Source organism: Pedobacter sp. AC379 (genome assembly GCF_979258145.1).
On record NZ_OZ409839.1, the window covers coordinates 4,240,698 to 4,265,850 of the forward strand.

23 protein-coding genes and 1 riboswitch are annotated in these 25,153 nt (G+C 37.3%); of the genes, 11 read left to right on the forward strand and 12 right to left on the reverse strand.

Translation table 11 applies throughout. The features are described from left to right. Window positions 1-6 precede the first annotated feature (6 nt). Window positions 7-2,619, reverse strand: coding sequence for a DNA mismatch repair protein MutS (mutS, locus tag ACZZZW_RS18465; protein WP_055907832.1), 2,613 nt, complete (start codon window positions 2,617-2,619; stop codon window positions 7-9). Between the two features lie 226 nt (window positions 2,620-2,845). Here mutS and ACZZZW_RS18470 point away from each other — a divergent pair, with 226 nt between their 5' ends. After that, the gene (locus ACZZZW_RS18470; RefSeq protein WP_055907827.1) at window positions 2,846-3,160 is read left to right on the forward strand and encodes an HPF/RaiA family ribosome-associated protein; all 315 of its coding nucleotides are present in this window, start codon (window positions 2,846-2,848) and stop codon (window positions 3,158-3,160) included. A 112-nt stretch (window positions 3,161-3,272) separates the two neighbouring features. On the opposite strand, the gene ACZZZW_RS18475 is transcribed toward ACZZZW_RS18470, so the two are convergent. The 4 genes from ACZZZW_RS18475 to ACZZZW_RS18490 all read right to left on the reverse strand — a co-directional run bounded on the left by ACZZZW_RS18475 (window position 3,273) and on the right by ACZZZW_RS18490 (window position 6,861). Beyond that, entirely contained in the window at window positions 3,273-3,998 is a 726-nt protein-coding gene (locus tag ACZZZW_RS18475) for a menaquinone biosynthetic enzyme MqnA/MqnD family protein (RefSeq protein ID WP_055907826.1), read from the reverse strand. Between the two features lie 39 nt (window positions 3,999-4,037). Then, window positions 4,038-4,661: a histidine phosphatase family protein gene (locus ACZZZW_RS18480; protein WP_055907823.1), complete on the reverse strand. Its 624-nt coding sequence runs from the start codon at window positions 4,659-4,661 to the stop codon at window positions 4,038-4,040. Window positions 4,662-4,757: 96 nt separating this feature from the next. After that, window positions 4,758-5,951 (reverse strand): aminofutalosine synthase MqnE, encoded by a 1,194-nt coding sequence (gene mqnE / locus ACZZZW_RS18485; RefSeq protein ID WP_055907853.1) that lies wholly within the window; start codon window positions 5,949-5,951, stop codon window positions 4,758-4,760. 415 nt (window positions 5,952-6,366) lie between these two features. Beyond that, entirely contained in the window at window positions 6,367-6,861 is a 495-nt protein-coding gene (locus ACZZZW_RS18490; protein ID WP_055907819.1) for a hypothetical protein, read from the reverse strand. A gap of 123 nt (window positions 6,862-6,984) precedes the next feature. Between ACZZZW_RS18490 and ACZZZW_RS18495 the strand changes: the two genes are divergently transcribed. Continuing rightward, on the forward strand, window positions 6,985-8,100 hold the full coding sequence (locus ACZZZW_RS18495) for a trans-sulfuration enzyme family protein (RefSeq protein WP_463495595.1): 1,116 nt from the start codon (window positions 6,985-6,987) through the stop codon (window positions 8,098-8,100). 45 nt (window positions 8,101-8,145) lie between these two features. Here the strand turns inward: ACZZZW_RS18495 and ACZZZW_RS18500 are convergent, their stop codons facing one another. Continuing rightward, window positions 8,146-9,162, reverse strand: a complete 1,017-nt coding sequence (locus ACZZZW_RS18500) for a hypothetical protein (protein ID WP_463495597.1) — start codon at window positions 9,160-9,162, stop codon at window positions 8,146-8,148. Window positions 9,163-9,371: 209 nt separating this feature from the next. Beyond that, a riboswitch (SAM riboswitch) is annotated at window positions 9,372-9,482 on the forward strand. A gap of 265 nt (window positions 9,483-9,747) precedes the next feature. Between ACZZZW_RS18500 and ACZZZW_RS18505 the strand changes: the two genes are divergently transcribed. From ACZZZW_RS18505 to ACZZZW_RS18515, 3 genes are all read left to right on the forward strand, one after another. Further along, on the forward strand, window positions 9,748-11,079 hold the full coding sequence (locus ACZZZW_RS18505; protein ID WP_463495599.1) for an O-acetylhomoserine aminocarboxypropyltransferase/cysteine synthase family protein: 1,332 nt from the start codon (window positions 9,748-9,750) through the stop codon (window positions 11,077-11,079). Window positions 11,080-11,120: 41 nt separating this feature from the next. Next, window positions 11,121-12,221, forward strand: coding sequence for a homoserine O-acetyltransferase family protein (locus ACZZZW_RS18510; protein ID WP_463495602.1), 1,101 nt, complete (start codon window positions 11,121-11,123; stop codon window positions 12,219-12,221). Between the two features lie 126 nt (window positions 12,222-12,347). Further along, on the forward strand, window positions 12,348-13,592 hold the full coding sequence (locus tag ACZZZW_RS18515; protein WP_463495604.1) for a homoserine dehydrogenase: 1,245 nt from the start codon (window positions 12,348-12,350) through the stop codon (window positions 13,590-13,592). A gap of 139 nt (window positions 13,593-13,731) precedes the next feature. Here ACZZZW_RS18515 and ACZZZW_RS18520 read toward each other — a convergent pair whose 3' ends face one another. The 4 genes from ACZZZW_RS18520 to ACZZZW_RS18535 form a co-directional block, all read right to left on the reverse strand. After that, on the reverse strand, window positions 13,732-14,010 hold the full coding sequence (locus ACZZZW_RS18520; protein ID WP_463495606.1) for a hypothetical protein: 279 nt from the start codon (window positions 14,008-14,010) through the stop codon (window positions 13,732-13,734). Window positions 14,011-14,013: 3 nt separating this feature from the next. After that, window positions 14,014-14,811 (reverse strand): type II toxin-antitoxin system antitoxin SocA domain-containing protein, encoded by a 798-nt coding sequence (locus ACZZZW_RS18525; RefSeq protein WP_463495608.1) that lies wholly within the window; start codon window positions 14,809-14,811, stop codon window positions 14,014-14,016. A 133-nt stretch (window positions 14,812-14,944) separates the two neighbouring features. Beyond that, window positions 14,945-15,394 carry a hypothetical protein gene (locus ACZZZW_RS18530; RefSeq protein ID WP_463495610.1) on the reverse strand — a complete coding sequence of 150 codons (450 nt, stop codon included), beginning with the start codon at window positions 15,392-15,394 and terminating at the stop codon, window positions 14,945-14,947. A 14-nt stretch (window positions 15,395-15,408) separates the two neighbouring features. Then, window positions 15,409-16,179, reverse strand: coding sequence for a queuosine precursor transporter (locus tag ACZZZW_RS18535; RefSeq protein WP_463495612.1), 771 nt, complete (start codon window positions 16,177-16,179; stop codon window positions 15,409-15,411). A 189-nt stretch (window positions 16,180-16,368) separates the two neighbouring features. Between ACZZZW_RS18535 and ACZZZW_RS18540 the strand changes: the two genes are divergently transcribed. Next, entirely contained in the window at window positions 16,369-17,595 is a 1,227-nt protein-coding gene (locus ACZZZW_RS18540; RefSeq protein WP_463495614.1) for a multidrug effflux MFS transporter, read from the forward strand. A 46-nt stretch (window positions 17,596-17,641) separates the two neighbouring features. Here the strand turns inward: ACZZZW_RS18540 and ACZZZW_RS18545 are convergent, their stop codons facing one another. Both ACZZZW_RS18545 and ACZZZW_RS18550 read right to left on the reverse strand, forming a co-directional pair. Beyond that, window positions 17,642-18,325 carry a PepSY-associated TM helix domain-containing protein gene (locus ACZZZW_RS18545; protein WP_463495616.1) on the reverse strand — a complete coding sequence of 228 codons (684 nt, stop codon included), beginning with the start codon at window positions 18,323-18,325 and terminating at the stop codon, window positions 17,642-17,644. Next, window positions 18,297-19,823, reverse strand: a complete 1,527-nt coding sequence (locus ACZZZW_RS18550) for a DUF2271 domain-containing protein (protein WP_463495618.1) — start codon at window positions 19,821-19,823, stop codon at window positions 18,297-18,299. The genes ACZZZW_RS18545 and ACZZZW_RS18550 overlap by 29 nt, the downstream gene beginning before the upstream one ends. 300 nt (window positions 19,824-20,123) lie before the next feature. Here ACZZZW_RS18550 and ACZZZW_RS18555 point away from each other — a divergent pair, with 300 nt between their 5' ends. The 5 genes from ACZZZW_RS18555 to ACZZZW_RS18575 all read left to right on the forward strand — a co-directional run bounded on the left by ACZZZW_RS18555 (window position 20,124) and on the right by ACZZZW_RS18575 (window position 24,972). After that, on the forward strand, window positions 20,124-21,269 hold the full coding sequence (locus tag ACZZZW_RS18555; protein ID WP_463495620.1) for a methionine aminotransferase: 1,146 nt from the start codon (window positions 20,124-20,126) through the stop codon (window positions 21,267-21,269). A gap of 19 nt (window positions 21,270-21,288) precedes the next feature. Beyond that, the gene (locus ACZZZW_RS18560) at window positions 21,289-22,092 is read left to right on the forward strand and encodes a nitrilase family protein (protein WP_463495622.1); all 804 of its coding nucleotides are present in this window, start codon (window positions 21,289-21,291) and stop codon (window positions 22,090-22,092) included. Window positions 22,093-22,241: 149 nt separating this feature from the next. Continuing rightward, complete coding sequence (locus tag ACZZZW_RS18565; protein ID WP_055907777.1) at window positions 22,242-23,276, forward strand: N(4)-(beta-N-acetylglucosaminyl)-L-asparaginase; 1,035 nt, start codon at window positions 22,242-22,244, stop codon at window positions 23,274-23,276. Between the two features lie 33 nt (window positions 23,277-23,309). Further along, entirely contained in the window at window positions 23,310-24,188 is an 879-nt protein-coding gene (locus tag ACZZZW_RS18570; protein ID WP_463495625.1) for a YegJ family protein, read from the forward strand. 22 nt (window positions 24,189-24,210) lie between these two features. Next, on the forward strand, window positions 24,211-24,972 hold the full coding sequence (locus ACZZZW_RS18575; RefSeq protein WP_463495627.1) for a copper homeostasis protein CutC: 762 nt from the start codon (window positions 24,211-24,213) through the stop codon (window positions 24,970-24,972). The last annotated feature ends 181 nt before the right edge of the window (window positions 24,973-25,153 follow it).

Here is a 25,153-nt window from a genome sequence, read left to right on the forward strand (position 1 = left end):
TTTTGGTTAATTTTTTATCAATCGCTGTATTTCATCCAGCTTTAATAATGCTTCTACAGGGGTTAATGCGTTAACATCTAAATTATTTAGTGTATCGCGAATCTTCACCAAAACAGGATCGTCAATAGCAAACATCTGCAACTGGTAAGCCTGATTTTGCACTTTCTTAATACTGTCTTTAATGCTTTGTCCTTCTGTACGGTCTATTTCCAGTTTCTTTAATATTTCATTTGCGCGCCCAATTAATTTGGATGGCATACCCGCCATTTTCGCTACATGTATACCAAAACTGTGCTCGCTTCCACCAGGAATCAACTTTCTTAAAAAGATTACCTTATTGGTCATTTCTTTTACTGAAACGTTAAAGTTTTTGATGCGCGGCATGGTATTGGCCAGCTCATTCAATTCGTGATAGTGGGTTGCGAAAAGTGTTTTCGGTCTGGCGGTAGGATGCTGATGTAAAAATTCTGCAATGGCCCATGCAATTGAAATTCCATCATAAGTACTGGTTCCCCTACCAATCTCATCCAATAAAATCAAACTGTCATCAGAAATATTATTTAAAATACTGGCCGTTTCGTTCATCTCAACCATAAACGTACTTTCTCCGGAAGAAATGTTATCTGAAGCCCCAACACGGGTAAAAATCTTATCTACAATACCCACTTCTGCATCTTTCGCCGGAACAAATGAGCCCATCTGCGCCATAAGCACAATTAAAGCAGTTTGCCTTAAAATAGCCGATTTACCTGCCATATTGGGACCGGTAATCATGATAATCTGCTGACTTTCGGTATCCAGGTAAACATCGTTTGTAATATACTCTTGGCCTACAGGCAATTGCTTTTCTATTACCGGGTGGCGACCACCTTTAATATCCAGAACTTTATCGGTAGTAACTTTAGGTTTATTGTAATGGTTTTTAACTGCCAATTGCGCAAAACACAATAAACAATCCAGCTGGGCAATTAAAAAGGAATCGAGTTGAATTGGCTTGATGTAATTGGCCGTTTCATACATCAGTTCGTTATATAAACGGATTTCAATAGCCTGAATTTTTTCTTCCGCCCCTAAAATCTGGTCTTCATATTCCTTAAGTTCGGGGGTAATGTATCGCTCGGCATTTACAAGGGTTTGCTTCCGGATCCAACCTTCGGGTACTTTATCTTTATGGGTATGGGTAACTTCCAGATAATAACCAAAAACATTATTAAAAGCAATTTTTAACGATGGAATACCAGTTGCTTCTGCCTCCCGTTTCTGAATCTGAACCAAGTAATCTTTACCTCCGAAAGCAATTTTACGCAAGCGGTCTAAATCTTCATCAATTCCATCCGCGATAACATTTCCTTTAATCAGTAAGGCTGGCGGCTCGGGCTGTAACTCTTTTTCAATTCTTTCTCTAATGGCCAAACATGGATTTAACTGATCAGCTATTTTGATCAGAAATGGATTTTTCGAATCAGCAGCCAGTTTTTTAACTGCTTCTATATGGTATAACGCACGTTTTAAAGCCACCAATTCTCGGGGACCAACACGTTGTAAACCTACTTTAGAAATCAGGCGTTCCAGATCCCCTATTTGTTTAATGTTATTTATAAACTCACCTTGAAGTTCTTCATGCTGTACAAAATAATCCACCATTCCTAAACGTTCCTGGATTGGTTTTAATTCTTTAAGTGGCATAATAATCCACTTTTGCAGCAAACGTGCACCCATTGGGGTACAGGTATCGTCTAAAATATCGAATAAGGTTACCGCATTATCATTTGGCGAATTCACCAGTTCGAGGTTACGAATGGTAAAACGATCTAACCACATGTAACGGTCTTCTTCGATACGGCTTATTGAGCTGATATGCTGCAAGTTGCGGTGCTCAGTTTCTCCTAAGTAATGTAAAATAACCCCGGCAGCAACAACACCGCTTTGCAAACGCTCTACACCAAAACCTTTTAAGGAAGAAACTTCAAAATGTTTCATCAGGGTTTCGTTCCCAAAATCAGTAGTAAATGGCCATTCATCCAGGCCAAAGGTGTAAAAACGATCGCCGAAGTTTTCTGTAAAAACTTGTCGCTTTGATTTCTGAAAAATAACTTCTGTAGGTTTAAATCCTTGTAAAAGTTTATCTATATAATCGCTGTTGCCCTGTGCAATTAAAAATTCACCAGTTGAGATATCTAAAAAAGAAACTCCCAATTGTGTTTTATCGAAGAAAACGCAGGCTAGGAAATTATTTGATTTTTGATTTACAATATTATCACCATAAGCTACACCAGGGGTAACCAACTCTGTTACACCACGTTTAACAATGGTTTTTGTAGTTTTTGGATCTTCGAGCTGATCACAAATGGCTACCCTTTGACCAGCCCTTACCAGTTTGGAAAGGTAGTTATCCAAAGAATGATGCGGAAAGCCAGCCAGCTCCAATGCACCGCCATTTGGGCCAGTACCCCTTCTGGTGAGTACTATACCTAAAATTTGTGCCGTTTTAATGGCATCTTCGCCAAAGGTTTCATAAAAATCGCCAACCCTAAATAGTAAAAGTGCGCCCGGATACTTCGCTTTAATTGCGTTGTATTGCTGCATTAACGGGGTTTCTTTATTCGTGTCTTTAGCCAAAATTGAAATTAATTTACAAAAGCCATAAAGATAACACGAATAAGCATTTTACAACTGTTTTGTTGAAAAGTTAAAAAAAATGCTTGTTTAACCATTTGAATTGGTTTATCGTAGGATATTACAGTTAACCGATATAAAAGATTAATAGATTAAGCAACCTTAACAATTTAAACAATTCACCTACTTGTATGTTAAACTATTATAAATTTAACCTAATTTTTTAATTATGACGATCCAACTTAATACCGACAAAAATTTAACCATCCACCAGGAATACGACGAAAAAATTCAAACTCAGCTTAATGAAGGTTTGAGTAGATATAGTGATTTGATTACACGCTTGGAGGTGCATTTATCAGATGAAAACGGAAGCAAAGAAGGATTAGACGATAAAAGATGCTTGTTGGAGGCCAGAATTTCTGGCAAAGAACCTGTTGCTGTTACCAATTTAGGCAATACTTACGATTTAGCCATTACCGGAGCATTAACAAAATTGAAAAGCGCATTGGAAAAAGTGGCTGGAAAAATGAAAAGTCACTAAATAACTATAGTACGGACGTCATTCTCTGCACAGGCGGATCTTAATGCACTAAAAGCAAACGCATTAAGATTCCCAATCAAGTTGGGAATGACGCTCTCTCAAACATCAAATTCTACAACTGCTCAATATAACCCAAAAATAGATTTAATGCTTTCTTACGATCTTCTGTAACATCAAACTGAAGTTTGTTGTATAAATAATCCTCAAGATCAAAATTTGGCGTTATTGGTAGTTCATGCAAAACTTCTTTTCTATGCTCAAGTCCAAATTTTAAAGCGGCATTAAACTCTTCTTTAAATTCCTTTGAGATTTCTTTATTTGCCACCCAGGCGGCATACATAAATGGTAATCCCGTAAAGTTTTTCCATTCTTCACCCATATCATAAGCGTAAGTAAAATCGTCTTTTTTACCAAAAGTTCTATCGCCGATTAAAACGAATGCATCTGTTTTTGCAGTTGGATCTGTAGTAAACTCCACTTCCTTTTTCCAATAAAATTTCAGTAAAACTTTGGCTAAATTGTTAGATGTACGCGAATGGGCATCCAACCTCACTGTTTTAATCTCTTCTGCGGCTACATCGCTAAAAATGAATACCGAATTTACTCCCCCATCGCTTCCAATACAGTAATCGGCCACAATATTTGCATTCGGAACCAAAGGGATTGCAGCTACTGGCATTAAACCAAGATCTGCCTCACCGTTAATCACTTTGGCAGCACAATCTGAAGGAATGTCTAAACTTAAATCAATTTTATTAATAATGTCCGAATGTGTTAATCCGTATATAAAAGCTTTGGTATTGGTATAGGCAACAGCCGATATTTTAATCTTATTCAAGGTATTATATTTTGCGCTTCGCGTTTTGCAATAAGCGTATTATTCAATTACTAAGCCGTTTAAGTGAACGGCACTGTTAAATTCGAGAACAGAAAATTTCCCATCTTCGAAACCCATTTTATAAAGTACTGTATTTTGATGTGGAAATTCAGTCATTTCGCTTAAAGGTTTTCCTAGCAATAAACATAAGAAAACACGCATTGCCCTGCCGTGCATGCAAACTAAAACTGTTTTCTCTTCAGGTCTGCTCATCAATACTTCCATGGGCTGTTTTAAACGTTCGTAAACATCCTGAACACTTTCGCCACCCTCAAAATGAGCTGTATAATTGCCATCCTGCCAGCTTTGTAACATCTCACGAAAGGCATCACGTGCATCTTCAGTATTCGGCTTTCCTTCCCAAACACCCCAGGCAAGCTCATCCAGCCCAGAAAGTTTTTCCCAAGGCAAGCCCGAATCGATAAACTTCTGAACGGTTTGCCAGGTACGTTTTAAATCTGAAGTATAAATCTTCTCGAAAGGAATATCTTTATAAGTTTGATAAAAGGCTTCAGCTTGTGCTCTACCTAGATCATTTAAGTCAGAATTTATACCTCTGCCCTGTACTATGCCTTGCCTGTTAAGTTCCGTTTCGCCGTGGCGTATGATGTATATTTCCTTCATTAATAATGATTGATTTTGAATAGTTGAGTTATTAATTATTGAATTAGAGAATTTTGAATAATTTAATGGGAATTGCCTATTAAATTCAATCAATCCTTAATTCACAACAGGTAACTTATAATACTGTGGCTTTTTTTCTTCTTCAAAAACTACATTTTCGAAATCCGTAACCACATTATATAAAGTATCCCGTTCAATTGCTTTTCGCCCTACCTGTTTAATTAAATTAACCAACTCTTTGGTGCTCATAGCAGGGGTTTGTTCTTCTGCACCGGCCATTGAATAAATTTTGGTGGTATCATCTAAAGTGCCATCAATATCATCAACGCCATAGTTTAAAGATAGCTGCGCTGTTTCACGACTGATCATTGCCCAATAGGCTTTAATGTGGTCGAAATTATCCATATAAATACGGGCAATGGCATAATTTCTTAAATCTTCAATTACTGAAGATTCAGCCACATTACTCATCTGGTTATTCTGATTTCTAAACTTCAATGGGATAAATGTCTGGAAACCACCCGTACGATCTTGCAGCTCACGCAGTTTTTCCATATGATCTACCCTATGCCAGTATTTCTCGATATGTCCGTATAGCATCGTTGCATTACTGCGCATACCAAGTTTATGCCATTCTTCATGTATATCCAACCATTGTTGTCCGGTACATTTATCTTTGGCAATCTGCTCTCTTATTTCAGGGTGAAAAATCTCCGCTCCACCACCTGGTATCGATTCCAATCCGGCTTCTTTCATCAAACGCATACCTGTTGCATAATCGATTTTGGCTTTCTTAAAAATATAATGATACTCAACAGGTGTTAAGGCTTTAACATGTAAATCAGGACGGTGTTGCTTAATTGCGGTAAATAAAGCAGAATAAAATGCTACATCATACTGAGGAAGTACACCACCTACAATGTGGACTTCGGTTACAGGCTCGCCATCATATTTTTTAACAATATCGAGCATTTGCTCCATGGTTAATGCCCAACCTTCCTCTTTTTGCTTGATTAAACGAGAATAAGAACAAAATTTACAGTCGTAAACGCAAAGATTTGTTGGTTCTAAGTGGAAATTACGATTAAAATATGTTTTATCACCGTGTTTTTTTTCGCGAATATAATTTGCGAGAACACCCAGGTAACCCAGTTCGGCGTGCTCGTAAAGATGCACACCTTCATCAAATGTAATCCGTTCTCCGTGAAGAACTTTGTGTGCTATGTTTTGTAATTCAGTTGATAAATTGGTATCAGCTAATATTTTTTCAACTTGCTCAGTTGTATTCATTCCTGATTTATTTTGAACAAAAATACAATAATGAGCCGATTTGAAAATCATTTTCTTGTAACAAACCGCGATTTTTGAATGTTGTTCTTGATTATTAGCCACAGATGAAAATGGATAAACACAGATATTGATTGCTTTTTTAGGTGAGCTTAGCTGTAGCGTTAATATTAGCCACGGAAAAACGGAAGTCACGGAAAATAACAGTCAAACTTTAGTATAAATTGATGTTTCCCCAGCGTGATGGCAAGATATGTAAGACCAAACCTGATTCTAATTTATATCTGTGGTTAAAAACCTACTACAAAGAGTCTAAGAAACTCCGTGTTTCCGTGGCAACTCCAAAAGATGGTAAACAAAAAAGCACCTCTTTACAGAGGTGCTCTTATATGTTTTTCACAGGTATATGTTTAAGCTACTATCTTGCAGCAGGTACAAATGTAAGTACGATGTTTGCCGTTTTACCACCGAATTCAATTGGTGATTTTAAGATCATTTGTGTGCTAGAAAGATCAGTTAATACCAAACGATAACCTTCTGTTACATTTTTAGCTTTATCTCCTTCAAATATTTTCTTGAACTGGAAAGTCTGGTCTTTAGGTGCTGCCGACCAGAAAATGGTTTGCATTACCGAACCACATGCACTTGATGCTGGTAAAGTGTAAGAACCATTACCGCTATTGGTTAAATTCCAGGTACTTCCCTGAAAACATTTGTATGATTTTTCTCCAAATAATCCTTGAACAGCACCATCTGGTAAACCTTCCAAAGCAACATTACTCACTACCCACTCACGAACAACAGTACCCCTGCTACCCGTTACACCTGCAGTTACTCTTTTTGCGGTATTACAGCTTTGTAACATTACTAAAGTAGAACATGCTATTGCGATAGCTATAAATAATCTTTTCATTTTTGTTTAATTTAATTTTCGTCAAACTTTATACATAAATCTTGCCAAAACAATTACGAACCTTAAATTAGCACCAAATTATTAAATTGTATTCCAATAATATTTCGATAAATATAAATCATCATGAAACCCGAAACCCTTGCTATTCACGCTTCTAATCTAGTAAAAAGTACCACAGGTGATGTAACGCCTCCAATTAATCTATCAACAACTTTTTTTCGTGGAGAAGATGGCGGTTATCCCGGCGGGCACATGTATAGCAGGGTAAGTAACCCAAACCGGTCTGCTTTAGAAAACACTGTGGCTAAATTAGAGTATGGCGAAGATGCAGCAGCTTTTTCTTCTGGTAACACCTGCGGTTTGGCCATGTTCCAAGTACTGAAACCGGGTAGTCATATTATTGCACCCGATGATATGTACTGGGGAATTAAAAAACAGTTATTAACCATTTTTAATGATAGCCTGGAATTCGATTTTGTAGATCAAACTGATTTAAATCTGATACAATCGAGCATTAAAACCAATACCAAACTGATCTGGATTGAAACACCATCAAATCCGTTATTAAAAGTAACTGATATTGAAGCAATTGCTAACATAGCCAAATCAAATCACATAACATTGGTTTGCGATAGCACTTTCGCCTCTCCAATTTTGCAAAACCCGATTTTATTAGGTGCCGACATTGTGATGCATAGCAGCACTAAATACCTTGGTGGCCATAGTGATGTGCTTGGTGGAATTTTAGTTACGGCAAAAAAAGATGAGTTATGGGAGCGAATTAAAAATATTCAACAAACTGGTGGGGCTGTTCCCTCTCCTTTTGATTGTTTTTTATTAACCAGGAGCATCAAAACCCTGGCTTATCGCATGAAAGGCCATTGCGAAAATGGAAAAATAGTAGCCGATTATTTAAATAACCATCAAAAAGTTGAGGCTGTTTTTTACCCCGGACTGGAAAGCCACCCACAGCACGAAATTGCTAAAAAACAAATGAAAGATTTTAGCGGAATGATGTCGTTTTTGGTTAAAGGAGATGTTGAAGCTGCCCGTGAGGTGGTAAACAAAGTTCAGTTATTTGCTCAGGCAACCAGTTTAGGTGGCGTGGAGAGTTTAATAGAACACCGCTATTCAGTAGAAGGACCGGATAGTAAAACCCCTAAAAATTTACTTCGAATTTCTGTAGGCCTAGAGCATGTAGATGATATTATAGCCGATTTAGCGCAGGCACTGGGTTAATTTAAGTAAACCACGCAGGTTTTAAAACCTGCGTGGTCTTAAAATTTATTTTGGATTACAAACCGTAGTTAACTTTAATGAATAGTTTGCTTCCAATGGTTCGTTAGTTTGTGCCAAACGTTGCGAACCTGTATTGGCAGGACAGGCAATATCTCCAGCTGCATCGTAAATTAATTTGGTTCCATTAGCTAACAATTCTTTCGGTACGTATACCTGTACTTTGGTAATTGAGTATCCTGAAGGAAAATAACGTACATAATAACCATCAGGATGTTTCGTCCAGATGCCACTTGGCACATCACTTCTTGGCGGAGCCATCCCCGCAACAATTGCATATTTTTCAAGATCCGCATAGGTATAATTTCCAGAAGCAACCAATTGGCGGATATTATTTTCAGCTTCAAAAACCGCCTTGACACCAGATGGCAATTGATCCTTTGCTTTTTCCATCACATCAAATGGCAACACGCCTAATGCACCACCTTCCAGCTGAGTAAGCTGTTTTGGTGTTAATAATTTAATTGCAGTTAATTTAACCTGACCGTTATAATCAGCAAATTTAGTTCTTGCAATTATTGTCCATAATAAAGCCTGAATATCGTGTTGTTCTACATCTGGATGTTTTTCAGCACTTTTTAAAATAGATACTACAATTTCCTCTTTCGGGCCTAAAACAGGCGCAAACATATAACCATCTCCTTTTGATGGAGCAAAAGTTCCTGCTTTTAAGCAATAACTTTTATTGGTCATTTCGTAAAGGCCTTCACATAGTACAAATCCTCCATCAGGATTTTTCGGCAATAGATATAAAGGTTGTGCTTTTAAATTTAAAGTGGTGATAAAATCCGGAAGTTTTTCGCCCGCTCTGTTTACATCTTCAAAATTAGTTGTAATGGCTGCTGGTTGTTTCAAAAACCTATCTACACCTAAAGCTTTAGCACCCTGGGCCGTGCCTACTTTTAATAATTTATCTTTTAAACCTCCGAATTGAGCGCTTACATTGTTTAAACTTCCTATGGCAAATAGTAGCACTAAACATAGGGATTTTGTATTTTTCATCATGATTAAATTTAGATAGGTAACACAAACTTAGAATTTTAAGCGTTAATTTTATATTAAAAGTTTTAAGCCAATAATTTAACACAAAATACATACCTCATTTTCAGAAAGTTAACTTTAATTCGGAATTTTATTTTGTGAATTAAAATTAAATTCAGACATTTGAAATATTATTTGGCGGAAAGCTAAATAAAAGTCAATCTTCGCAGGTTGATTTATAAAGAAGTGGCGAGAGACTGGCTCGACGACCCACTGGCAACCCTCAGAGAGAGAAGGTGCCAATTCCTGACCGGATAACAAGGTGTTATTTGGAGATATAAATTAGAACTGATGAAAACATTAAATCTTCAATCGCTAAGCGAGCCCATTGCAAACCTGAAAAAGTCAGAAAAAAATTCTATTTCTTTTATTTGTTGCTACATGCGTAAGGTTACTTGTATGTGCTGTTGCATACAGTAGTTTAAAAATCTTCCTTTTTTGTTTCATTCAAACTGGAAGGTCCCGGGAAATCGGGATACGCCCTGTTAGGTTAATATTAGGCTAAGGCTATACCTGTAGCTCATCAATCAACATTAAAAAAAAGAAATTATGTCAACTTCATATAAATTTGAAACCTTACAATTACATGCTGGTCAGGAAATAGATCCAACAACAGGTGCCAGAGCAGTACCTATTTACCAAACCACATCGTATGGGTTTAAAAATGCAGAACATGGCGCAAATTTATTTGCATTAAAAGAGTTCGGAAATATCTATACCAGGATTATGAATCCAACAAATGATGTTTTCGAAAAACGTATCGCTGCATTAGAAGGTGGCGTTGCAGCACTAGCGGTAGCATCTGGTCAGGCGGCTCAGTTTATTGCATTAAACAATATTTTAGAAGCCGGAGATAGCATCGTTTCCTCTTCTCATATTTATGGCGGAACATACAACCAATTTAAAGTAGCATTTAAAAGATTGGGCATACATGTTGATTTTGCCAACCCGGATGTGCCTGAAGAATTTGAAAATAAAATTACGGATAAAACCAAAGCGCTCTACCTCGAAACCATCGGCAACCCTGCTTTTAGTATCCCCGATTTTGAAAAAATTGCTTCAATTGCTAAAAAATATGAACTTCCTTTGGTTGTAGACAATACTTTTGGCGCAGGTGGTTATCTATTTAAACCATTAGAACATGGCGCAAACATTGTTGTAGAATCTGCAACAAAGTGGATTGGTGGTCATGGTACAAGTATTGGAGGTGTTATTATTGATGGTGGAAACTACAATTGGGGCAACGGGAAATTTCCGCAGTTCTCAGAACCTGCTGAAGGATACCATGGACTGGTTTTCAGCGATGTTTTTGGCATCGGTGGACCATTTGGCAATATTCAGTTTATCATCCGTGCAAGGGTTGAGGGATTAAGAGATCTTGGCCCTGCCCTATCACCTTTTAATTCTTTTCTTTTGTTGCAGGGATTAGAAACGCTATCGCTCCGCGTTCAACGCCATGTAGATAATGCATTGGAATTGGCCACCTGGTTAGAAAACCATCCGCTGGTTAAAGAAGTTCAATATCCGGGCTTAGCGAGTAGTAAATACAACAATCTGGCTAAAAAATATTTAAGCAATGGTTTTGGCGCGGTTTTATCTTTTGAGTTGGCCGGAAGCAAAGAAAACGCAACACAGGTTATTGATAATTTAAAACTGGTATCTCACCTGGCAAATGTGGGCGATGCGAAAACGCTTATTATTCAGCCATCAGCAACCACCCATCAACAGTTAAGTGAAACAGAACAGCTGGCGGCAGGCGTAAAACCAAACGCATTAAGGGTTTCGGTCGGTATTGAGCATATAGATGATATTAAAGCCGATTTCGAACAGGCATTCGCGAGTATCAATAATTTAACTACTGCAGCTCATTTACAAGCTTAACCCAACCCTGCTTAAGCGATTTAAAACAACAACATTACAAAATGCATAACGCTAAAAATGATAATACTCCAAAATCTTCTTCGGGAAATTTCGGTGCTACATATAATTACAATAAACAATTCAAATTAGAAAGCGGGAAAAAGATCCGCAACCTTCAGATTGCTTATCAAACTTATGGCAAATTAAATGCGAATAAGGATAACGTAATCTGGGTTTGCCATGCACTTACAGCCAATGCAGATGTTTTTGAATGGTGGGAAGGCCTATTTGGAGACAATGCTTTATTTAATCCGGAAGATCATTATATCGTTTGTGCCAATGTTTTGGGTTCGCATTATGGAAGTACAAATCCATTAAGTACAAATCCTGTAAATGGCCTGCCCTATTACTTGTCCTTTCCACAGTTTACGATAAGAGATTTAGTATCAGCTCATCAATTATTGGCTGCGCATTTGGGTATTGATTACATTAAACTGTTGATCGGTGGTTCTTTAGGTGGGCAACAAGCTGTTGAATGGAGTATTTCTGAACCTGCCAAAATTGAAAACCTGATCTTGATAGCAACTAATGCTGCACATTCACCATGGGGAATTGCTTTTAACGAAAGTCAGCGTTTAGCCATTACAACCGACAGAACTTTTTATGCCAACCAGCCAAACGGAGGCAGCAAAGGTTTAAAAACTGCACGTAGTATTGCGCTTTTGAGTTATAGAACGTACAGTGCTTATGGCAGTACCCAGGTAGAAAGCGTAAACGATAAAACCGATAATTTCAGGTCGTCTTCTTACCAGAATTATCAGGGAGAAAAGCTGATCAACCGCTTTAATGCATATAGTTACTATTATTTAACTAAAGCTATGGACAGTCATAATGTAGGCCGAAACCGCAAAAGCATTGCCGAAGCTTTAAAACTAATTACGGCAAATACGCTGGTAATAGGAATAGAAAATGATGTTTTGTTTCCATTATCCGAACAAAAATATTTAGCTGATCATATTGATGGTGCAGAATTTATCGCTTTGCATTCTGATTATGGACATGACGGTTTTCTAATTGAAACCGATGCGCTTACCAATGTAATCGGGAATTTTATTAAAGAAAGCCGTAATAAAAAGATAATCAAATTACAGCATACGGCTTAAAAATCTAGAAGGCTGAGGGTGTAAAGATTTAAGGTTAAACCAGATGCCACAAGTTAAAACAAATCACAAAATAAAAGCAGTTAGTGTGGGAATAAACCATCTATCTGCGTAATCATAAATACAATAATGAGTAAGAATTTAAAAATCGGTTTATTTGGTTTCGGAGTTGTAGGACAAGGTTTATTGGATATTATCCAAAGCCAGAACCTGAATTTGGAGATTATTAAAATTGCGATAAAAGATCCAAGAAAGAAACGTACCCTAAATAAAAATCTGTTTACTACCGATCGTAACGAAATACTGAACAATACAGAGATCAATACAATTGTAGAGTTAATCAATGATGCTGATGCAGCTTACGAAATTGTAACTACAGCCTTAAAAAATGGCAAAAATGTAGTATCGGCCAATAAAAAAATGATTGCTACACATTTGAAAGAACTTGTTGATTTGCAGCAGGAACATGGTACATCTTTATTATACGAAGGAGCTGTTTGTGGTAGTATTCCGATTATTCGAAACCTGGAAGAATATTACGACAATGAGCTTTTCCATGCATTAAGCGGCATTTTTAATGGATCATCCAATTACATTTTATCGAAAATTTTTAACGAAAACCAAAGTTATGATTCTGCTTTAAAAGAAGCACAGGATTTAGGTTTCGCCGAAACAGATCCAATCCTCGATGTAGGAGGCTACGATCCGAAATACAAATTGGCTATCGCTACAGCGCACGCTTATGGATTATTTGTAAATCCTGATTTTATATTGAACATCGGAATACAGAATCTTTCTCAATACGACATTAAATATGCACGTGAGAAGAATTTTAAAATCAAATTAGTTCCTACAGCACGTAAAGTGAACACAAAGGACATAGTGACTTATGTATTGCCAAAACTAGTAGCTAAAGATGATTTTCTATACAATGTAGAGAATGAATACAACGCGGTTGCTGTTCAGGCTGCTTTTGCAGATAAACAGTTTTTTTATGGTAAAGGTGCTGGCGGCCATCCAACTGGCGCAGCTGTACTTTCGGATATTGCAGCATTACGCTATGATTACCGTTATGAATATAAAAAGTACCATTCGGAAAATGGTGTGAAACATACTGAAGAAATTTTATTGGAAATCTATTTGCGTTATGCAGATGAAGATTTGATTACGCTATTGGAATTTGATACCATTAGCGAACGTTATGCTGCCAGCAGCTATAAATATGTGGTTGGAACCGTTAAGCTTGAAAGCTTAATTAAAAACCGCGACTTGCTTTTGGATAAATCTGTTTTTGTGGCATATACCGGCAGGCAGATTTACAAACAAGAGCAATTAAGTGAGAATGTTTTTGCCCAGGAGCTGGCAAGCCTATAATTTATTTTAGGGTTATTTTTTTTATTTGTTTTGTTGTTAAGTACAAAGGTCGGAGCGATTCCGACCTTTTGCGTTTATTTGAAATTTTCTAAAATGCGTTGCTTATCTTCGTTTTGTTTGTCGTTTTTATGGTAAAGCTCTATAAAAACAATCTTTTTTCTTCGGCGAAGTAGGCATATATTAACCTCAATCCCGAATTTACACCCCGGCCTTTTAAAGATTTACAAGCCATCCGTTTTATTTTAATAACACAGGTTTGAATACCCAAATTATCTATGGTAAAACTAAATGGTGGCTGCTGACTTGGCCTGACATTTATAATTGCCTTAACCATTTCTAAGTCGTCGTTTAATGTTCTATATTTTTTTAATAAAAACTTTAAATCTCTATTAAATTCATTGAGCGAATTGAAGTGCATAATTTAATTATCATCTTCATCATACACCCTAACAGAATATGGCAATTCCCGGTAAAAGGCCAATTCGTAACTAATATCTTTGCCTTCTTCTGTAACTTCCCAAGGTAAATCTTTATGTGAATAATCACTTATCGCCGTGGCAGACCAATCACTCATTTGTTCGATCACTTTATCAATAACATCCTTCTCACTTGCTTTAAGTACGGTTAAATCTGCTTTTTCTAATGGTAAGTAACGTTTCTGTGGATAGCCCTTAAACTCCGTTTTAATCCTTTGGAGCATATTGGCATCAATCATTTGGTTTATAACTGCATCTAGTTTTTGAGGAACCGGGCCATAAGGTAATTTTTTATACTTTGCTCCTGTTAAGTGCTCTTCATATAACTCATAGTAATTAAAATCAGAGAAATAAAGCAATTTATAAAGTACAGTTTCACCAACATTAGGCTTGCCTGCGCAACGTTCTAAAATGTAAAGCAAAACATTTTTGAATTTATTTACATTCAGGGTTGGAACAGAAATACGTTCCTCAATAACATCTTCGTTTGGCTCTTCGGATAAATTTAAATCCTGGGAGATCAGAAAATCTTTAGCCATAAAACCATCAAGAGAAAAGCCCAACACCATCGATAATTTCTGCATTTCGCTCAGGCTCACCACTCTATTGCCCAATTCTATCTGAGTTAATGATGATCTTGAAATGGCGATACTCTTAGCCAAATCTTCTTGAGAAAAGCCTTTATTTAATCGAAGTTTAGCAATTCTTTCTCCGATTTCTTTTTTTGATAATTCGTATCCCATACCCAAAGATACAAATGTTTTAATATAAAACAATATAATGATGGATTATAGAACAACGCAATCAACCCCATAAATTTTTTATTATTCCCATTACAGAGAACCTGATATTAAACAACAGGGGTCGAATTAATTTCTACTTAATTTTGATATATTTTTCAATAATTACCCGGTCAACCCCTGCTTTTTCTACTTTTTCAATACCTTTTTGAATCAGCGTATCTTGATGAACGGCCAGTTTAAATTTAAAGGTTTTGCCTTCCCAGTTTTTATCTTTATAATATTCAAGGCGTTCGGTATAATCATCCTTGTTTAAGGTAAATGTTCCCCCTCCAGCATCAAAACTACTTGTGTCTTTAGGGTTAATGCTATGTCTTAAAAATGCAAAATGTGTATTGTTAAACATTTTGATCATTTTTAAGTCGCCTGAATAATCGGTGGTCTGGCTTTTTCCATTTTCGATGGTTGTAGCAGAAAATAACTGCCAGGTACCTTGAATATCAAGATTCTCTTTTTTGCTATTATCTTTATTGGCACAAGAGGCCAATGTAAGCACAGCAAGTAACATTACAATATTTAATCTCATAAGTATTCTTAAAATTATCCCCTCCCAGCCATCTTAATTAATTTGTGTGCAAGATCTTTCCCCAAATAGCCATCAATAATAGTATGCACCACATACAATATTGGTGTCATTAAAATGGCTACCACAAATTTATAGGTATAATTAACCAATCCAATTGCAGCAACCATTTGCCAACTGTAATGGTATTGCGGGTTTAAGTAAAACGCAATAAAAATCACCACAAAACTGTCAATTAGCTGCGAAACCAGCGTTGATCCTGTTGCGCGCAACCACAAGGCACGTTCTCCGGTAATTTTTTTTATCCGGTGGAAAATGAGCACATCTGCCAGCTGTCCGATTATAAAAGCGGTGATTGAACCTACAATAATCCACATTCCCTGTCCGAAAATGCCGGCAAAGGCATTGTTCATATTCAAATCTTCACCATTGATTTTTTGATGCACCCAAAAATCGGCAGCACTCAAATGCATTGATCCCCATACGACCAAAAAAGCAAAAGCAATTAAAATCGAAGTCATAATGGAGAGGAAACGGACTTGTTTTACGCCAAAATATTCATTTATTATATCTGTCATGATAAAAATGATGGGCCAGGTTAATACGCCTGCAGACATCACAAATGACAAATTGGGCACCCCCAACAGATTGATATCGAACTTTTTAATCCCAAGTGTTTCTTCAACACTAAACAACTTAACCCCGATAAATTCTGATAATATAGCATTTGCCACAAAAAAGCTTCCCAGAATGAGGAGCAAACGGCTTTCTTTCGTTTTAAAAGTCATAGACTATAAATCTAGAAATAAATAGCCTATTTAGTATATTGATTAATGTATTTTTAACAGAGATAACACAAAGATTACGCATATATCAGCTATTTTAACTAAAAATATGATTTTTACAATCATTCGACCTTAAAAATAGGTTAACCAATTAAATCTCGCAATCTTTGCGCCTTCAAAACCGGTAATTTCATGGCTAAAAAACAACACTTCTATCTTATACTCATTTTAGGTTCATTGGCAGCACTTGGCCCTTTCTCAATTGACATGTACCTTCCTGGTTTTGTTGATATTGCAAAAGATTTAAAAAGCACAGAATCTACTGTAGCACTCTCCTTATCGAGCTTTTTTATCGGAATTTCTGCCGGGCAGTTATTGTATGGTCCGCTATTGGATAAATTTGGCCGAAAAAAACCTTTATACTTTGGTTTGGCCCTTTACATTGTTGCTTCCTTTTTATGCCTGGCTGTAACAGATGTAAACCAACTGATTGTTTTACGTTTTGTACAGGCTATTGGGAGTTGTGCAACTGCTGTGGCATCTGTAGCGATTGTACGGGATCTTTTTTCTGTTGAGGAAAGCCCAAAAGTGTTTGCTTCGTTAATGCTGGTTATTGCTGTTTCGCCAATGCTGGCCCCAACGGCTGGCGGCTATTTAATTTCGGCCTTAGGTTGGAAATATGTGTTTGTATTTTTAGGATTAATGGCCATATTGATGCTTTTGGCATCTATTTTTAAATTGCCAGAAAGTTACAAACCTGATCCGAACTATTCATTAAAGCCAAAGCCTATTTTAACCAATTTCTTAACGGTTTTAAAAGAACCTCAATTTTACACTTATGCCTTAATCAGTTCGATTACCTTTTCAGGGTTATTTGCTTATGTATCTTCTTCGCCTCAGGTTTTTATGAGGATATATGAAGTAAGCAAAACGGGTTACGGGTGGATTTTTGCATTGCTTTCTGTTTCTTTTATTGGATCGAGCCAGGTAAACAGCTTAATATTGAGGTGGTTTACGAGCAAAAAAATTGTAAGCTATGCGCTTATTGCACAATGTATTTTTAGCCTGATATTTTTGATATTTGCTTTAAACAACTGGTTAAATTTATACTCAACCATTGGCTTTATTGCTTTATTTCTAGCCTGTTTAGGTTTAATCAATCCAAATGCTGCCGCTTTATCACTTGCACCATTTACCAAAAATGCAGGAAGTGCCTCAGCATTAATGGGTGCCCTGCAAATGGGCCTGGGTGCTTTAGCATCTGTAATGGTAAGTTTATTCAGCGAACATTCTGTTGTGCCTATGCCATTGGTAATGACGGCTGCTGCATTTATTGCTTTAGGTTGTTTATTAATCGGCAGAAGATTTATAACCACTGAAGTAGAAGCCTCTGCTGATTCGGCTGTTGTTGCGCATTAATTTTTTAACCACAAAGGCAATTTTCTAAGTGCCTTTGTGGTTTTTATTATGGTACAAATAACTTGTAAATCAGATAGCAAACAAGTGTACCTACTGCTGCAATGATAAAGCCACTTAATCGTTTCTTTTTAATAAAACAGATTAAGATAATTCCTGAAATGGACACCAATGTCATCAGCACTGCCGAAATATCAATAATCCACGACCAGGCCTTACCAGAATCTCTTCCTTTATGTAAATCATTTATTACAGCTACAGCTCCGAATCTGGTTGTTGTTAATTCATATTTACCGGTTTCGCGATCAATAAAAGAATCAGCCAGGTAACCCGGGCCATTAAAGGTTAAGCTCAATTCTCTGTCATCCATCCTAAAATCGCTCAAAGCACCCTTAACCTGGTGCTTATTCCTAAAAAACTCAACAATCTGAAGCTTATTAATTTTATTGGTATCTGCTTGGTTCACCCACTTCAAATCAACCGATCCAGAATCTTTGGTTACCACTTCTTTTCCAGAAGTAAACCAGTCTGCATGGTTAAGTGTTAAACCCGATACTGCAAAAAACAGCAGGATGGTAAAACTCACCATCGACAAATAAATATGCAGCCATCGAGATAGTCCGGCTAAACGTTTCTTACCTTTTCCTTTTCCGCTATCCTTTTTAACCGGCTTTTTTCCAAGGCTACTTGGTACGGCTATTGGATTACTTTTTTGGGATTTTTCTGTAGTCAAGGGATGCTGATGCTAATTCTGTATTTGGGGTTAATTCTATTTTTTGTGCTGAACCGGTAAATTTCATTTCTTTCGAAATTACCTGGTATGATCCATGTTCGCGGGCTACTTCGATGAAAACGGTATATGTTCCGGCTTTTACCAATTGGCCGCTATCATCTTTTCCATCCCATGAAAGGCTGTATTTGCCAGGACCACGGGTAGCCGAACTTGTAGAACTTAATTTGCCTTCTGCTCCTTTTTTAAATTCGTCGCCATTTGCACGGCTCCACGATTTTAAATCAGGCAACCAACGTGGTTTATTGTACCAGATTGCAAGATTACGCACTGGTGTTTTCGCAGCATCTTCAACCCAAACAGCAACAAATGGACGGCGAACACGCTTACCATCAGTTGATTCGATATTGGCAATCTCTAAATTAACGACCAATTCATATTTCGTATTCCATGGTTTTTCTGGTTTATTTGCCTTGGTTATGGCAAGTGCAGGTTTATTTAAGGCCACTTCGTAATTTGCCCACTCCCTGCTTTTAAGCTCTTTTCCATCTTTGGTAACCAATAAATAGGCAATATCTTTCCTATTTGCGGTTAGTTTTTCGATTTCAGAAACCGAGAGCACATTGAATGAAGTTGCCAGCGCACCTGCTTCACTTGCATTAGCTGCAATCACAGTAGCACTGATAATGTTTGTAGCTGGATTTCCAGTACGCGGATCAACAATATGCGAGTACCACTTTCCATTTACACTAAAACCCCTGCGGTAATTACCACTGGTAGCAACAGCCATATTAGAAACTTTGATGGTTGTTAGCGCAGCATCATTTTCAGTGTCGGCTTTAGGGTTGGCAATTTCAATGGCTTCTGGCTGATTTCCTTTAATAACCATATCGCCACCAATGTTTACCACAACGTTTTCGATGCCTGAGGTTTGCATTGCCTTTTCAGCAGCTTTATTAATGATGTAACTTTTTGCGAAAGAATTTAATGCCAAAGGCACATCATCCAATCGGGTAACGGTTTTGTTTTTTTCATCGAGCACATAGTGTTGTTGTTTAACCTGATTAACCGCAACTTGAAGCGATTGCGCAGATGGCAAATGATTTTCGCTGGCTGCTTTTTTCCAAACGTTACCGATTACAGCAGCGGAAGCATCGAGTGCACCATTGGTTAAACCTTTATAATTTTCGAACTGTTGCAACACTTCAAATAATTCGGCGGAGATTTTAGTTGTTTGTTTTCCGTTATTTATCCATTTATTAAACTCACTAGTTGTTTTATAGGCACTTAAAATATTATCTAAACGATCGATCTCATTCAAAGCATTTTCTTCTGCCAGATCTGCATCGGACTGATTGTTTGCTTTAAATTTTAATTCTAATGATGTTCCCAATACATTTTCATAGTTGGAAACGTATGTTCTTAAGGTTTTTTTCGGGTTAACAAACGCTGATGCAGTTATTACCACTAAAAAGGCTGCGACTAGATGTCTAAACTTCATATGTTATGGATAATTTGGAGATTTTTAATACAAAGAAAATAGTTTATTTGGAATAATTTTAAATAAGATGAAAATATATTTTAAATAATACAATCAGCTCGTTTTTATAGGGGTTAAATCAATTACTCTTATTAAAATTTATTGACCACCATATCAATCAAGGGTTTAATTACAATTCAGAATTTTTTTACCCACTTTTTCAAAATTTGATTATCTTTTTCCAGTCAGCGCCAATTTCTAAGCAGCTTTTACCTCCTATTTTTAAGGTTTAAGCTTTTTTTTCCTATTTTCGCTTATACGATGCTGAATATACAATCTAAACTTCCTGGTGTAAGCACTACCATTTTTTCGGTAATGAGCAAACTTGCGGCAGAACACAATGCCATTAATTTATCACAGGGATTTCCCGACTATGCCTGCGACCCAAAATTGATAAATTTGGTAAATGAGGCCATGAAAGATGGTTTTAATCAGTATGCGCCAATGCCGGGAGCTAACTTTTTGAAAGAAACCATTGCTGAGAAAGTTGAAAAACTTTACAATGTAAAATATAATCCTGAAACAGAAATAACCGTTACCGCTGGCGGTACACAAGCGATATTTACGGCATTGGCCTCAATTATCAGTGCTGGCGACGAGGTAATTATTTTCGAACCAGCTTACGATAGTTATGCGCCCACGGTAAAACTTTTAGGCGGTTTGGTTAAAACTTATGAGCTTGCCCCACCAAATTATGGCATAGATTGGGACATGGTAAAAAAACTTTTTACCGCCAATACCAGGATGATTATTTTAAATACCCCACATAACCCTACAGGTAGTATTTTATCATCAGATGATATGAAATCGCTGATAAAACTTGTTACTGGCACCGATATTTTAATTTTAAGCGACGAAGTTTATGAGCATTTAATATACGATGAACAAAAACATCAAAGTGTGATGCTCTACCCTGAATTAAAACTCCGCAGCTTCATTATAGCTTCTTTTGGCAAGCTTTTGCATGCCACTGGTTGGAAACTGGGTTATTGTTTAGCGCCAGAGAAACTGATGAAAGAATTTAGGAAAGTACACCAATTTAATGTTTTCAGCGTTAATAGTCCCATGCAGCAGGCTATTGCAAATTACATTAAAGAACCTGAAAATTATAACGGAATCGCTGGTTTCTTTCAGCAAAAGCGCGACTATTTCAGAACACTTTTAGCAGATAGCAGATTTAAGCTCCTGCCCTGCAACGGATCATATTTTCAATGCGTTAGTTACAGCGATATCAGTGATGAAAAAGATACCGATTTCAGTATGAGGCTCATTAAAGAATTTGGCGTAGCTACTATTCCGGTTTCTGCATTTTATCAAAGAGCTACCGACCATAAAATTATCAGGTTTTGCTTTGCCAAAGAAAATGCAACGCTTGCTTTGGCTGCAGAGAAATTAAAAAATGTTTAACCATCCCAAATAAATAAAAATGGAAGCACCTGTTTACACTCAAATAGAAAACCTGAAAGTAACTGTCTTTCAAGCTTATCTTTTTTGGGAAAACATAGAAAAAAACCTGTTAAACCTGGCCCTACGTTTATCGATGGGTGTTCGGGAGAAAACAGATATCATTATTTTGCCAGAGATGTTTAATACTGGTTTCAGTATGAATTCGGAAACACTGGCAGAAGAAATGGGTGGAAAAACCATGCAATGGATGCAAAAAATGGCCCACCAATACAATTGTGTGGTTACCGGCAGCTTAATTATAAAAGAAAACAACCAATATTACAATAGATTAATCTGGATGGAACCAGATGGTAAAAACCAGCATTACGATAAACGCCATCTTTTTGGTATGGGCAATGAAGACGATTATTTTAGCCCAGGTAAAGAAAAATTGATTGTTGAACTTAAAGGATGGAAAATCAGGCTGGCCATTTGTTACGATCTCCGTTTCCCTGTATGGTTGCGCAATGTAGACCAGGAATATGATATCCTGCTTTTGGTTGCCAACTGGCCTGATAAACGTTCCGCACACTGGAAGGCGTTAATTCCGGCAAGGGCGATAGAAAACCAAAGTTATGTAATTGCTGTAAATCGCGTTGGTCATGATGGAAACCAGATTTATCACAGCGGATTATCCATGTGTTTAGATCCTTATGGCAATACCGTTTATTACAAACCTGAAGATGAAGATTTGTATACCTTTAGCATAAATTATGAGGAACTGGTAAAAATCAGACGACAATTCCCTTTTCTTAAAGATGCAGACAGGTTTACCATTGAGTAACTGATGATCAAAAAAATTAATCAACAGCTTGAACAATACCAATGAGCAAATTCATAATTTAGCCTTAAAAAACCCAGCAATCAGTTAAACGATTAACTAATTTCAACAATTTAACCAGTTAACCCCCATTCTAACAATTAACCACCTACATGTTTAACCGCCGTAAATTCATTAAAACATCTGCCCTATCTGCCGGATTACTGGCTATTGATAAAAGTAGTATTGCCGAAATAGTGCCTAAGAAAGATTCAAAGGAAAAAAACTATCCTATTGTAATTTCTACCTGGGATTTCGGAATTGCGGCAAATGCCGATGCCTGGAAAGTACTTTCATCTGGCGGACGAGCTTTAGATGCTGTTGAACAAGGTGTTTGGGTGCCTGAGGCTGATGAAAAAAATCAATCAGTTGGTTATGGCGGTTTGCCTGATCGCGATGGTAATGTAACACTTGATGCCTGTATTATGGACGAACTGGGCAATTGTGGCGCTGTTTTGGCATTAGAGCACATTAAACATCCAATTTCAGTAGCCCGCAAGGTTATGGAGAAAACACCACATGTAATGTTGGCTGGTGATGGAGCATTACAGTTTGCCTTGGAACAGGGTTTTAAAAAAGAAAACCTGCTTACGCCTGCCAGCGAAAAGGCATGGAAAGAGTGGTTAAAAACAGCGAAGTATGCGCCGGTAATGAATATCGAGAATAAACTTTACGAAAAAGCCGCTCCACAAAAATTGCCAGGTAACCAGTACAACCACGATACCATTGGCATGTTGGCAATTGATGCCAAAGGAAATATTTCTGGTGCATGTACTACAAGTGGCATGGCCTACAAACTTCATGGCCGTATTGGCGATAGTCCGATTATTGGGGCTGGTTTATATGTAGACAATGAGGTAGGTGGAGCAACTTCAACAGGTGTTGGCGAGGAAGTGGTGCGAAATGTTGGCTCATTCTTAGTAGTAGAATTAATGCGCCAGGGTTATACGCCAGAAGCAGCTTGTAAAGAGGCAGTTATGCGAATTATCAAAAAGAAACCAGAAACAGCCAAAAATATTCAGGTGGGCTTTTTGGCCATCAACAAAAAGGGCGAATATGGTGCCTATGCCATTCAACAAGGTTTCAGTTATGCGGTTTGCAATGCAGAGAAACAAGATCTTTTAATAAAAGGTAAAAGTTATTATTAAGTAACATCCCAAAAAATATAAAAAAAACGCTCGATGGGATTATTATCTAAAATTTTCGGCAAAAAAAATGTGGAGGAGCGTAAGGGTGAACCTGATCTGGTTTACATCCCCAACGAAGATGAACGCATGAAATGGGCAATAGAAAAAGCCAGGTTAACACTTTGGTATTTCGAAGAAAGCCTTGCCAACCCACAACCACACCATGCTTATTTCTCGGTTAAGGTTCATATTATCGATGGCAAAAACAGTGAACATATTTGGTTAACAGAGCCGCATTTTGATGATGAAGGCAATCTTTTCGGTACAGTTGGCAATGAACCTGTAGATGTAAAAACTGTTCGTTTGAATCAAAAAATTGGAATTAACCGCAATTTGATCTCAGACTGGATGAGTATAGAAAATGGCCGTTTAATAGGGGGATATACCATAAGGGCGATACGAGACGGCGTTCCGGAAAAAGATAAAGCAGCTTTTGACAATAGCATAGGCTTATACATTGACGAAGGCATAGATCATTTTAAAGCAAATCTCGATACACCTGAAGGTGCTATTCTGGCAATTGAACAGGCTTACATCAATCAAGATTTAAATGCAGCATTAGTTTGTAAAGATTTTTATGAGGAAGCTAAATCACTGCTTTCGGTAATGAATATGGAAATCGACCATGACATTATCAATGAAACCGCTGAAGTGCTCGAATTATCTTTCATAAACAGCATCGAAGAACATGGTTTTCCAGATTTCTCTACCGTACAAAATGCTTTTCCTGAACGTAAAAAAATCGACGATACCCATTACCTGATTACTGAGGTTTGCTGGTACCCTGACGGAGGAAAATCGGTACAACTGCTTAATACTTACAAATCGCCAAAGGGATGGGTGGTTTTAGGTCCGGCAGGACCAAAGGAATAATCTTAATCAATTAAACAGAAATATGAAGAGTGAAAAAGTAATTGGTTGCTTGGAGGTATGTGCAAATTCTTACCGTTCGGCATTGGCTGCCCAAAATGGTGGTGCCAAAAGGGTTGAGTTTTGCGATAACCTTGCCGAAGGTGGTACTACACCAAGTTATGCTCAGATTGCTTTGGCAAAGAAAAATTTATCAATCGAGGTGTGGCCAATTATCCGCCCGAGAGGTGGCGATTTTTTATATGACGACATGGAGTATGAGTTAATGAAAGAGGATATAAAAATCTGTAAGTCATTAAAATGCGAAGGCGTGGTTATAGGAATACTTAAAGAAAACGGTTCGATTGATATAGAGAGATGTGCGGAACTTATTGAACTTGCGAAACCGATGGAAGTTGCTTTCCATCGTGCGTTTGATATGAGTAATGATATGGATCAGGCTCTGGAAGATTTAATTTCACTTAAAATTAAGCGGTTGCTCACTTCAGGAGGCGCTCCTTCTGCCATACTTGGTGCCGAAAAGCTTGCTCAACTCGTAAAACAAGCAGATGGGCGCATCATCATTATGCCCGGCGCAGGCATAAACGAAAACAACATTAAAAACTTAATGGAACTAACGGGTGCAACGCAGTTTCATGCTTCGGCGAAAGAATTTGTAGCCAGCAAAATGAAGTTCCGAAACACCGAAACCAAAATGGGTAGCATTGAAGATGAATACCAATACGAGCTCACTTCAGAAAAAAAAGTTAAGGCTTTGGTTGATTGTATAAATGAAGTTGTTAGCTAAGCAGTAGAAAAGGAAGTTGTATTGAGCGTTTAAGAGGTATTTGATAAGATCTTCTACTACGCTCAGACTGACAAATTTATTATTATGTAAATAGTCTTCGTTTGTAATGAGGATTAATGGCGATAAAATCGCCTTTCTCGATCATCCTCGTTACAAACGATGACGATGAATTAAGCCGTCT